Below are 11361 nucleotides of genomic sequence, written 5' to 3'. Positions count from 1 at the left end.
AATAATGGCTATTATTAGGAGGATGGAACACACAATGAACAGCTCCGCATGGCCCAAACTGGATGACAGTACGATGTTGCAAAGACTTGCTTGTCCTGAAGGACGCGTCCGTATGGTACTCGATACCGATACTTTCAACGAGGTGGATGATCAGTTCGCCCTCTCCTACACGCTGCTTTGTCCGGAAAAGATTGATCTTCTGGCCGTAACGGCAGCACCGTTCTATAATTGGAACTCGGTTAGCCCGGCAGACGGAATGGAAAAGAGCTACAAAGAAATTTTTAACATCTTTGACCTGATGGAATTGAAGAATGCGCCTCCGGTATATAAAGGCTCCACGCAGTACATGAGCAGTCACGATGAACCGGTAACGAGCGAAGCAGCTGATAAAATCATCGAGCTTGCTCTGTCTTCCTCCAAACCGCTATATGTAGTGGCCATCGGGGCGATTACGAATGTAGCGTCGGCAATCGCCAAATGTCCTGACATTATCCGCAATATCGTCGTCGTATGGCTCGGTCCAAACGCTCACTATTGGCCTACTCAGCGAATATTTAACGTGTCGCAGGACTATCATGCCTCCTCGCTGATCTATGACAGCGGCGTTCCGCTGGTCGTCCTTCCTTGCCATGGGGTAGCCTCCCATCTGCTGACGACACCTTATGAGATTGATGCCTGCTTGCGGGGAGCCAATAAGTTAGGCACCTACTTCAGCGACATGATCCGGGGGCGGTTTACGAAGTTTGGGCAAAATCGAATGGGATGGTCCAAGGTGCTTTGGGATGTATCCGCAATTGCCTGGCTGCTGAACGAGCAATGGGTCCCCTCGTCGGTTCGGCGGACACCGATCCTCAATCCGAACTTTACTTATTCCTTCGATGATTCCCGGCATTTTTATAAAGAGGCTATGGATATTGATCGCAACGAGGTCTTCATGGACCTATTTGCCAAGCTGAGGCAGCACTCCTAAGCATCTGAGTGAACTCGTTCAGCTATGCTGAACATCGGGGAATCAGATGGGGACTCTCCCCCACCTGATTCAAGGCCCACCTTAGAGGTGGGGGTCTTAACCCGATAAAGTCGTAATCGGATGAAATCGACATTGAAGGAGGGATCGTACCATTAAGAAGCCGAACATTCATGATGTCGCTGAAAGAGCGAATGTAACGCCCTCCACTGTCTCCCGGGTGATGAACGATTCCAGTCTTGTTAAGCCTCACACAAGACAGAGGGTGCTGGAAGCCGTGAAGAGTCTCGGTTATATTCCTAACAAGACGGCTCAAGTGTTCAAAACCGGTAGGAGCCGTATCCTTGGACTTGTCATTAGTACGCAGCATATTAGCGAGCTCGTCTATAACGCCGGATTCCAAGCGAGGTTCAAAGCTCTAACCGTCAAAACGCATAACGAAGGATACAATATATTGATTATCTCCTCCACCGACGCCAACTGTGATTCCTACTTCGAGGTCATCAAAAATCAGGTAGCCGACGGTTTTATCATACTAAGCCCGTCTGCAAACGAATCATTGACCTCTTTGCTCGAGGAAGCAGGCATTCCGTATGTGTTCAATATGAAATATTCCACCAATCCTGAAGACATTTACTACGTCTCCTCCGATGATATTGAGGGTGGATACATGGCTGCCAAGTATTTGCTGGATTTGAACCATACGGATATTCGTTTTATCGTGGGTGTTGTCAAGGGGAGCCTAATGCCTTTCAATGTGGACAGACTTAACGGCTTCAAGAGGGCACTGAATGAGTACAGCATAGAGTTCAAAGAGGAAATGATCGTCGGCATCCCCGGACAAATGGAGGAAAGCTACAATCTGATTCATCAATTGTTCCAGTCACACTGGCCGACTGCACTGATGATTTCCAACGAAACAACGACGGTGGCTGCCTTAAACTATTTTCACGACCATGGGATTCGCGTGCCGCAGGATGTATCCTTGATCGGCTTCGGACCTTCGGAATTTTTTCGGAATCTCAGGCCGAATTTAACGAATGTCAGCTATGACATCACCTGGTCCAGCGATAAGCTGGTCGATCTTCTGCTGCAGCGGATCGAAGGCAAGATGGTAACTCCCGAATGGCCTAAAAAGCCCGAGCTGATTATTAGGGATAGCACCATGCGTAATTTTAGGCCGTAAAAAGCTTGCCTGCAAAGGCCGTTGAATAAAACTTTGTATGTGGGAAGCGCCGACGATTTCGATCCGGTCGCTGCATACGGAGTTTTTGTTCGCTTCGTCAGCACTCGAATTCCATCCCATCTCCCATCAGAAACTCGCGAAATTGACCAGGAGTAATTCCTTCACTGCGTTTGAAGGCGCGAATGAAACTGTGCACATTATTATATCCCACTTCCTCGCTGATCCGGTTAATCGTCAAATCATTCATGGACAGCAGCTGTTTGGAGTGAATGATGCGCTTCTCTGTGAGCAGGTTGTAAAAAGTGCTGCCCGTGTGCTGCTTCAGTAAACGGTTAATATAGGTTGAAGAGCAATTCATTCGCTCGGACAATTGCCCCAATCCGAAATCCTGATTAAAATGCTCATCAATGTAGGATGTGACTTCCCATACGATCCGGTGATATTTGTCAATACGCGGATCGGCTAAATTACTGCAAATCGAAATGCACAATTGTTCAACAAACTCATGAATCTCCTGCTTCGTTTGGAATTGTTCGATGTCGGCATGATAGTCGGCATGATTTCTCAATACTTCGTGGAGAGAGATACCGGATTTGTATATCGTTCGAATCATGGCGTGGATCAGTTGAAGGTAAACCCTGCGGGCGGCCACCGTATCTGCCTGCTGTATGTAATCCAAGGAAATAGCGATAGAGTCCATTGTTTCCCGAAGCTTTCTGGCAGTGCATTTCATGACCGTCTTACTTAGTCTCTCTTCCAACTCGATTACATTAGCGTATTCATTAGACATGCTGCTCTCGAACTTCTGCGTCAGGTTCGGTCTGTTTTGCGGCACGGTGCGAGGGCTTTGAGAAGAATGATAATATACAGGGACCACGTCGGAGAAGCTATAATTTTGAACCGGTTTCTCCATAATTCGGTATGAATGTTGCATTGCCATCCCCTCTTCTCTCGTTTTTTTGATCGATGATATAGCTCAGATAACCTGATTTCAACATCTGGCTTGGGGTGTACATAACGGAATGCGGATAGGACCTAATTGCGGGGTATTGAGTCAAAAATGGTATCGTTGCCATTTTTGAATTCGCATATTTATAAGCACTTATGTTTTCATATTATTACTACTCATCACGTATGTCAACTCGATTTTGGGGAGAATTCAAATCGGAAAATGGATGTTTTTATCGAAAAAAACTGTTATAATGATATCGTTCCCATTCTAGGTTATTTATTTTTTGTTAGGGGTGAAGGAGAATTAAAAAGCCCACGATCCGCGATGTAGCTGAGAAAGCGAAAGTGACGACCTCTACCGTATCCAGAGTATTAAACCAATCTGCTCTCGTCAAACCCCGCACAAGGCAGAATGTGTTGGACGCTATAGAGAGTCTAGGATATATTCCAAGTCAAACCGCCCGGATCTTCAAATCCGGTAAAAGCTACATCCTCGGCCTCGTCATCAGCCAATCTCATATCAGTCATATCATGTTCAATGCCGGATTCCAGGCTCAATTCAAAGCGCTGACGGAGAAAGCCCATAAGGAAGGATATAACATATTGCTTATCACTTCCGCAGAAGGAGATTCCGAGTCGTATTTTGAAGTGATCAAAAATCAGGTGGCGGACGGATTTATCATCTTTAGCCCATCGCATAACGACGGACTGACTTCCTTGCTGGAGGAGGCGGAAATTCCTTATGTCTTTAACATGAAGTATTCGGACAAACCCGAAGACCACTATTACGTGTCTTCGGACGATGTTGAAGGCGGGTTTATTGCCGGCAAATACTTGCTGGATTTGAACCATACGGACATTCGTTTCCTGGTAGGCAACGTGAAGGGAGGCTATTTGCCCTTTAATGCGGACCGTATTAAAGGCTTCAAGAAGGCGCTGGATATGTACCATGTTCCGTTCAGGGAGGAAATGATTGTCAAAGTCCAAGGGCAAATGAATGAGAGCTATAACGGCATCCATATGCTGTTTCAGACGGAAAGGCCGACGGCCCTTATGATTTCCAACGAAATCACAACCGTTGCCGCCTTGAACTACTTCACAGACAATGGATACCGGGTGCCACGGGATGTATCGGTGATCGGCTTTGGTCCTTCCGAGTTTTTCCGGAGCTTGCGGCCGAATCTGACCAACGTCAGCTACGATATTTCCTGGGCCAGCGCCAAACTGGTCGATCTTCTGCTGCAGCGGATTGAGGGCAAGCCGGTAACCATAGAAATGCCGAAGAAGCCGGAGTTGATCATCAGGGACAGCACGGCTCGGAATATGGCACGATAAGGCACGATTCAGCGGGCCGTGGTGGCCTTTAGCAACTAGCTTGGATGCAGCTTTAAGCTACTCCTCGAAGTTGCTATCGCGCTTCCACACCTGCTGCAAATCTCTAAACTCTTGATTATTTCAACTACTTTAATCGTCACACTTACCGGTTGCACGATTTATGCTGCCTCCCGCGCCGTTACCCGGCCGTCCAGAGGCATGCGTTCGATTAGTTCGTACAATGAAAAAGCACCATTCGGCGAGGTCACGTCGAATGATGCTTTTTCATTTTCATTGCAATGGGCATAACCTTATCCCCGGGAAACGGAACGCTTCCACTACTCATCGTAAGTCAGCAGCACCTTTAAGCCCTGCTTCTTTTCGCATAGGGCAAAGCCTTCCTGCCAGCGGCTTAACGGTATCGTATGCGTAATCGTATGCGCTAGCGGCAGTTTTCGCTGGCGGAGCAGCTGGAGGGTGCGGCTCCACGTCTGCATGGAATGGGCCAGCGTGCCCGCCACAATCAGCTGCTTGTACAGGATCGTATCGAAGGCAATGCGGATTTCCTTGCCATAGATACCGACCTGAACGTAGCGGCCGCGACGCTTCACCGCCTGCAAACAGGCAGCCGCGGAAGCTTCGACGCCCGCGCATTCCATGGCGACGTCGACCCCGCGGCCGCCGGTTTCGCGCTGGACCACCTGCTGCAGATCCTCCTGCAGCACGTCTATGGTCAGCGCGGCGCCAAGCTGCTGCGCCAGCTCGAGGCGCAGCCGGTCCTGCGTCGTTCCGGCGACGATCACATTGCAGCCTTTGGCGACCAGCAGCAGAAGGCACAGCGTGCCGATCGGCCCCGGCCCCGACAGCAGCACCGTGTCGCCGAGATGAATGTCCGTCAGCTCCTCCACTGCCTGCACGGCACAAGCGAGCGGCTCGGCTAACGCGGCTTCCTCCAATGTCACGTCGTCCGGCAGCTTATGCACCTGGTCGTCCCGAACAACCGCATATTTCGTGAACGCCCCGTTCACGCCGTGGCCCATACCGCGACGAATCGGGCAAAACATATAATAGCCTTGCCGGCAGTCGTCGCAGTGGCCGCAGGTGACGGCAGTTGACGGATTGACGGCGACGCGGTCGCCTATACGCACGCTGCTTACCGAGGAGCCGGTTTCCGCGATTACGCCGGAAAACTCATGTCCCAAAATAACCGGCGGGTAATTTTTGAATGTATCGTGCAAAACATGCAGATCGGTACCGCAAATACCGGTATACCGGATTTCGATTTTGACGTCATGCTCGCCGCAGCGCGGCTCCGGCACATCGATCAGCTCGACATGGCCCGGGCCGGGCTCGGTCTTTACAAGAGCTTTCATCCGTTATTTCTCCTTTCGGACTTTCGGCGTCAAACAGTGTCGTTTCGCATCCATGTCCGGACCCCGGTCAATGCCTGTCGGCGGCAAGCGCCGACGGATCGCCGGAAACGTCCGGTAATGAGTTTCCAGATATTAGTAGCGGGCAACCACCATTTTTTTGCGCGTATAAAATTCGACGCCGTCCTTGCCATTGGCATGCAGATCGCCGTAGAACGATTTCTTGTAGCCGGAAAACGGGAAAAACGCCATCGGCGCAGGTACGCCGACATTAATGCCAAGCATTCCGGCATCGATATGCTCCCGGTAATGACGAATCGCCTTGGCGCTATCCGTATACAGGCAGCCGCCGTTGGCAAATTCCGACTGATTGGCGATCTCGATCGCCTCATCCAGACTGTCGGCACGGACAACCGATAGGACAGGCGCAAAAATCTCGTCGCTCCAAATTTTCATTCCCGGCTTCACCTGATCGAACACGGTCGGCCCGACGAAATAGCCGGCGCCTGCAGCTTCTGCAGCGTTTCGGCCGTCCAGCGCGAGCTTGGCTCCTTGCTGCTCGCCGCTCTCGATGTAGCCGAGCGTACGGACTTTATGCGAGTCACGGATGACAGGTCCGAGAAACACGCCCTCGTTCATGCCGTTGCCGATGCGGATCGATTTGGCCGCCTCGACCAGTTTGTCAACCAGTGCATCGCCAATCGAGCCGACAGCTACGACTACGGAAGTCGCCATGCAGCGCTCGCCGGCGGAGCCGAACGCCGCATTGACGATTTCTTTGACCGCCAGATCGAGATTGGCGTCCGGCAGGACGATTGAGTGATTTTTGGCGCCGGCCAACGCCTGCACCCGCTTGCCGCCCGCGGCCGCGGTTTTGTACACGTATTCGGCCACAGGCTGCGAGCCGACGAATGAGATCGCGCTCACATCGCGATGCTCCAGCAGCCCGTTCACCACATCATGGGCGCCGTGCACAATGTTCAACACGCCGGCCGGCAGCCCGGCTTCGGCAAACAGCTCCGCCAGCCGATTGGCCAGCAGCGGGGTACGTTCCGAAGGCTTCAGCACGAACGTGTTGCCGCAGGCGATCGCAAGCGGGAACATCCAGCAGGGGACCATCATCGGAAAGTTGAACGGCGTAATGCCGCCGACGACTCCGATCGGGTAACGGTGAAAGTTCGACTCGAGCCCCGTCGCGATATCCGGCAGCGTGCTGCCCATCATCAGCGTAGGCGCTCCGGCGGCAAACTCGACGCATTCGATGCCGCGCTGCACTTCGCCCAGCGCTTCGGAGAGTGCCTTGCCGTTCTCCCGGGTTACCAACTCAGCCAGCTCCTGCCAATGATCGACCAGCAGCTGCTGGTATTTAAACAATATTCTTGCCCGGCGCGGGACCGCCACCTGCTTCCACTCCTGGAAAGCCGCCTTGGCGGCGGCTACGGCGCGGTCCAAATCTTCCTTCGTCGAATGCGGCACCATGGCGATCGGTTCGCCTGTAGCCGGATTCGGTACCTCTACAACAGGCGCGGATGCCGCTGCGACCCACTCGCCGCCAATCCAGTTTTTTAATGTCGGTACGGTCATAGCCCTTTCCCCCTGCATCCCATAAGGATCAATTTTTGTTTGGCCGCCGCTTCGACCGCCTTCATCGGCTCTTGAAACAAGCTGACCCGGTCGAATGCCTGCGGATTGCGCTCCATCTCGGCCCGCATCGTATGGCCGAAAGCCATGCGTAGCGCAGTGCCGATGTTGATTTTGCCGACGCGCGTCTTGACGAGCCTGGTCAAATCCGCATCAGGCACACCGCTCGAGCCGTGGATGACAAGCGGAACGCGAACGCTGTCTTCAATGCGCTGCAGCAGCCCGAAGTCGATGCTGGCGCCCTGCGTTTCCATCCGGTGCACCGTCCCGACGGATACGGCAACGGCGTCGATCCCCGTTTTGCGCACGAACAGCTCCACTTCCTCGGGATCGGAAAGGATGTGCTTCATCGCGATCGACGGATCGGAGTAGCCGACCGAGCCGATCTCCGCTTCGACGGAAACGCCGTGCGCATGCGCATATTCGGCGATTTCTTCGGTCGTCCGGATGTTGTCCTTGAGCGGCAGCTGCGATCCGTCATACATGACGGAGCTGAAGCCGTGGCGGATCGCCTCCATACAAGACGGCAAATCTTTGCCGTGGTCGAGATGAACGCATACCGGCACGGATGCGCCCTGTGCGGCCGCAAGCATTTGCGGCGCCAAATAGTCGAGCGGCATATGCTTGATCGCCGGAATGTTGGCGGCAAGGATGACCGGCGCGCCGAGCTCCTCCGCCGCCCGAATTACCGGAGCAATATCCTCGTAGCCGTAAACGTTGAATGCAGGCACGGCATAGTCGCCCGCTGCCGCGCGGTCAACGAGTTCTTTTAACGTAACTAGCATATATGTCTACCTCCCCTCCCGCTGCGCTTGCAGAAAAATGGGCCAGTCAATCGAACATACCCGGAACTGTAGTACCGGCCAGATCTGCCCGCCTCATACCTGCAGCAGCCAGACTCCATTTAGCGAGCGGCAATCTAAAATTACCATAGTTATATAATATGACTTAATAACGGTCTTGTCTGCACAAGCATATGATGTCGCTATGCCGGATTGGCGTCAATGACCGCCTGTATTTGCTCTGCGGTCGGCATGGCGTCCGAGCAGCTGTGGTTGGATACGACGATCGAAGCGGACGCGCTTCCGAACTCCTGGCAGCGTCCGATATCCCAGCCGTTCATAAGCCCGTAAATAAACGCGCCGGCGAACGAATCGCCCGCACCGAACGTTTTCACGACGTTGGCCGGGAACGTTCTGCCCGTCAGCACGCGGCCGTCTTTCGTAAATGCCGCCGAGCCGTCTCCTCCGTGCTTGACAAGCACGATTTGGGCGTGATGGCCGAACCAGCGGTCGGCCGTCGCCCGGTCGCTGCGCTCCGCGGTGCCGTACACGGCATCCATCAGATCAAATTCCTCTCTACCGCCCAGGATTACGTCGCTTTTCTCGGCGGCGAGTCCGCAGTAAATGCCCGCTTCTTCGCGCGAAGTCCAGCTGTACGGCCGGTAATCGATATCGAGAAAGACGACGACCTTGTGCTTTCTCGCCAATTCGATCGCCTTGAACGCCGCTTCTCTCGACGGGCTTTTGGCCAGCGCCGTGCCGGAAATGAGAATCGCCTTGGCGCTGCTGATGTAAGCCTCGGAGACGTCGCCCGGCTCCAGCTTGAAATCGGCGACATTGTCGCGGTACATCAATATGCTGCATTCCGTCGGCGACAAAATTTCAGTGAACGCGAGCCCCGTTACCGTGCCCGATCGGTCCGTAATGACACTGGAGGTATCGATGCCTTCCTTGCGCAAATAGCCGGTAATAAACCGGCCGTGCTGATCGTCCGACACGCGGCCGATAAAGCCGGCTTTCATGCCGAGCCGGGCTGCCGCAATCGTAATATTGGCCGGAGAGCCTCCGACGTATTTCGTAAAGGTACGGGTTTCCTCCATCGGACGATGGATTTCATTCGCATTCAAATCGATGCACAGACGGCCTAAACCGATAAAATCGAGAGTGCGGATTTGCTCAAAAGATAACAGGCTCATGTCCGAGCCCCCTTCCGTTCATAATCGATGAAATATGATGCCGGCAGCGAGTTACTTCTTCCACTCGTTAAAAATCCATTCATGGTCGGGATCGTTATGGAACTTCCACGTGCGGACCGGTCCGGCCATGACGTTCAAGTAGTACACATCATAGCCCGGAGGCGCGGATACCGGATGGTAGCCCCGCGGGACGAGCACCGTGTCGCCGTTATTGACGATCAGCGTCTCATCCAGCGAACGATCGTCCGTATATACGCGTTGAACGGCAAAACCGTGCTCAGGCTGAATCCGGTGGTAGTACGTTTCCTCCAAATACGACTCGGCAGGCAAATTGTCTTCATCATGCTTATGCGGCGGATAGCTGGACCAATGGCCGTTCGGCGTATACACCTCGACGACGAGCAGGCTTTCCGCAAGCTTGGTTTCAGGTAAAATTTGATGAATGCGGCGCTCCGTATTCCCCTGACCGCGAATTTCCACTTCAATGTCCTCCGGCTCGATCAGGCGTGCCTCCAGCTTCCCTTCGGCCGGCGCGCTGCAAACGGCAAGCTCGACGCCGGTTAACGCTTCAAGCTCAAGCTGTTGACCCGGTGGAACGTATATGCAATACGGCCGCTTATGCTCGAACACGCTCATCCGCTCGCCAATCCCGCTCCAGCTCTTGCCGCCTGCGGATGCATTCGCCTTGCCGCTCAGCAGTACCGCGCACAGCTCCGTCGAACCGTCCGCCTCCCGTTGAAACGACTGGCCCGGCGTCAACCGGAATACTTCAAAGCCTACATATGTCCATCCTGCCGATGCCGGCGTCACGGTAACCATGCTGCCGTTGGCTCCCGGCTCCGGAGCGCCGGGTACGATCAATTCGGATTTGGCCATGTTGAGTGAGTCCTCCTCATTTATCGATTTACTCGCGCAGATTTACAGTTCTTCCAGCTTAACCGGCCTGCCTTCCTGCAAGGAACGTTTGGCTGCAGCGGCGATACGTTCCGCCTGCAGCGCGTCGTTGCCGTCAACCGGCGTCTGCCCGCCGCTCGCAATGGCTTGGAGAAAGGCCCGGTTTTCGTCGGCATAAGCCTGCTCGTAGCGCTCCAGGAAAAAATATTTCGGATTGTCGCGGAATACGGCATCCTTGGTGCTGATTTCGGCCGTATTCGAATGGTCGTTGGCGATCTGAATGCAGCCCGCCGAGCCGAACACCTCTACACGCTGATCATAGCCGTATACGGCCTGACGGCTGTTGTCGATAACGCCCAACGCGCCGTTGGCGAACTTGAGCGTCGTAATCGCCGTGTCGATATCGCCCAGCTCGCCGATCGCCGGGTCGATCAATACCGCCCCCTGCGCATATACTTCCTGTACCTCGCTGTTCGCAACAAACCGCGCCATGTCGAAATCATGGATCGCCATATCCATAAACAGTCCGCCGGACACACGGATATAGTCGGCCGGAGGCGGAGCCGGATCGCGGGACGTTATTTTAATCAGATGCGGATCGCCGATTTGTCCGGATTGCACGCAATCGCGGACCCGCTTGAAGTTATGGTCGAACCTCCGGTTAAACCCGGTTTGCAGCAAAACGCCGTGCTTTTTGACGGCCTCCAGCGCGCGCTCTGTCTGCACGTAATCCATACTGACCGGCTTTTCGCAAAAAATATGCTTGCCCTGCTCCGCCGCTTCTTCGATCAGCGGAACATGCGTATGCGTAGAGGAGCAAATGTAAACCGCCTGTATGTCCGGATCCCGCAATACGTCCCGGTAATCCGCGCTGATGCGGGGAATTCCCAGCTCTGCGGCCCACTGCCGCAGCTCCTCCGTAACCGCTACGTCCGAAACGATGCTCACCTCCGCATTCGGCTGCCGTACGAGATGCCCTGCATGCAGCTTGCCGATTCGGCCAACGCCGATAATGCCGATTTTTATTTTTGTCATAAGTGCTGACCTCTTTCAAAATAAA

10 protein-coding genes are annotated in these 11361 nt (G+C 53.8%); 3 read left to right on the top strand and 7 right to left on the bottom strand.

All coding sequences use genetic code 11. From position 1 onward, the window contains the following. Window positions 1-34 precede the first annotated feature (34 nt). Together E1757_RS02840 and E1757_RS02835 are read left to right on the top strand one after the other, a co-directional pair. Entirely contained in the window at window positions 35-970 is a 936-nt protein-coding gene (locus tag E1757_RS02840; RefSeq protein ID WP_133225292.1) for a nucleoside hydrolase, read from the top strand. Window positions 971-1121: 151 nt separating this feature from the next. Next, window positions 1122-2153: a LacI family DNA-binding transcriptional regulator gene (locus tag E1757_RS02835; protein ID WP_342774513.1), complete on the top strand. Its 1032-nt coding sequence runs from the start codon at window positions 1122-1124 to the stop codon at window positions 2151-2153. Between the two features lie 97 nt (window positions 2154-2250). Here E1757_RS02835 and E1757_RS02830 read toward each other — a convergent pair whose 3' ends face one another. Further along, window positions 2251-3087: an AraC family transcriptional regulator gene (locus tag E1757_RS02830; RefSeq protein WP_165971927.1), complete on the bottom strand. Its 837-nt coding sequence runs from the start codon at window positions 3085-3087 to the stop codon at window positions 2251-2253. A gap of 320 nt (window positions 3088-3407) precedes the next feature. Between E1757_RS02830 and E1757_RS02825 the strand changes: the two genes are divergently transcribed. Then, window positions 3408-4439 (top strand): LacI family DNA-binding transcriptional regulator, encoded by a 1032-nt coding sequence (locus E1757_RS02825; RefSeq protein ID WP_342774512.1) that lies wholly within the window; start codon window positions 3408-3410, stop codon window positions 4437-4439. A 317-nt stretch (window positions 4440-4756) separates the two neighbouring features. Here E1757_RS02825 and E1757_RS02820 read toward each other — a convergent pair whose 3' ends face one another. The 6 genes from E1757_RS02820 to iolG all read right to left on the bottom strand — a co-directional run bounded on the left by E1757_RS02820 (window position 4757) and on the right by iolG (window position 11336). After that, complete coding sequence (locus E1757_RS02820) at window positions 4757-5791, bottom strand: zinc-dependent alcohol dehydrogenase (protein ID WP_133225288.1); 1035 nt, start codon at window positions 5789-5791, stop codon at window positions 4757-4759. Window positions 5792-5923: 132 nt separating this feature from the next. Then, a complete protein-coding gene (locus E1757_RS02815; protein WP_133225287.1) occupies window positions 5924-7372 on the bottom strand; it encodes a CoA-acylating methylmalonate-semialdehyde dehydrogenase in 1449 nt (482 codons plus the stop codon). Continuing rightward, window positions 7369-8214 (bottom strand): class II fructose-bisphosphate aldolase, encoded by an 846-nt coding sequence (locus E1757_RS02810; RefSeq protein WP_133225286.1) that lies wholly within the window; start codon window positions 8212-8214, stop codon window positions 7369-7371. The genes E1757_RS02815 and E1757_RS02810 overlap by 4 nt, the downstream gene beginning before the upstream one ends. Window positions 8215-8414: 200 nt before the next feature. Beyond that, window positions 8415-9407, bottom strand: coding sequence for a 5-dehydro-2-deoxygluconokinase (iolC, locus tag E1757_RS02805; protein ID WP_133225285.1), 993 nt, complete (start codon window positions 9405-9407; stop codon window positions 8415-8417). A 51-nt stretch (window positions 9408-9458) separates the two neighbouring features. Beyond that, window positions 9459-10283: a 5-deoxy-glucuronate isomerase gene (iolB, locus tag E1757_RS02800; RefSeq protein WP_133225284.1), complete on the bottom strand. Its 825-nt coding sequence runs from the start codon at window positions 10281-10283 to the stop codon at window positions 9459-9461. A 42-nt stretch (window positions 10284-10325) separates the two neighbouring features. Further along, a complete protein-coding gene (gene iolG / locus E1757_RS02795; protein WP_133225283.1) occupies window positions 10326-11336 on the bottom strand; it encodes an inositol 2-dehydrogenase in 1011 nt (336 codons plus the stop codon). Window positions 11337-11361 lie beyond the last annotated feature (25 nt).

It is taken from the genome of Paenibacillus piri (assembly GCF_004354045.1).
GTDB classification, from domain to species: domain Bacteria; phylum Bacillota; class Bacilli; order Paenibacillales; family NBRC-103111; genus Paenibacillus_S; species Paenibacillus_S piri.
This window is presented reverse-complemented; position numbering and strand designations above follow the sequence as displayed.

Bases quoted from the DNA above. Each gene is read 5' to 3' on its own strand.
- E1757_RS02815 (WP_133225287.1), bottom strand. From the start codon at position 7,372: ATGACCGTACCGACATTAAAAAACTGGATTGGCGGCGAGTGGGTCGCA.
- E1757_RS02840 (WP_133225292.1), top strand. From the start codon at position 35: ATGAACAGCTCCGCATGGCCCAAACTGGATGACAGTACGATGTTGCAA.
- iolB (WP_133225284.1), bottom strand. From the start codon at position 10,283: ATGGCCAAATCCGAATTGATCGTACCCGGCGCTCCGGAGCCGGGAGCC.
- iolC (WP_133225285.1), bottom strand. From the start codon at position 9,407: ATGAGCCTGTTATCTTTTGAGCAAATCCGCACTCTCGATTTTATCGGT.
- E1757_RS02820 (WP_133225288.1), bottom strand. From the start codon at position 5,791: ATGAAAGCTCTTGTAAAGACCGAGCCCGGCCCGGGCCATGTCGAGCTG.
- iolG (WP_133225283.1), bottom strand. From the start codon at position 11,336: ATGACAAAAATAAAAATCGGCATTATCGGCGTTGGCCGAATCGGCAAG.
- E1757_RS02830 (WP_165971927.1), bottom strand. From the start codon at position 3,087: ATGCAACATTCATACCGAATTATGGAGAAACCGGTTCAAAATTATAGC.
- E1757_RS02810 (WP_133225286.1), bottom strand. From the start codon at position 8,214: ATGCTAGTTACGTTAAAAGAACTCGTTGACCGCGCGGCAGCGGGCGAC.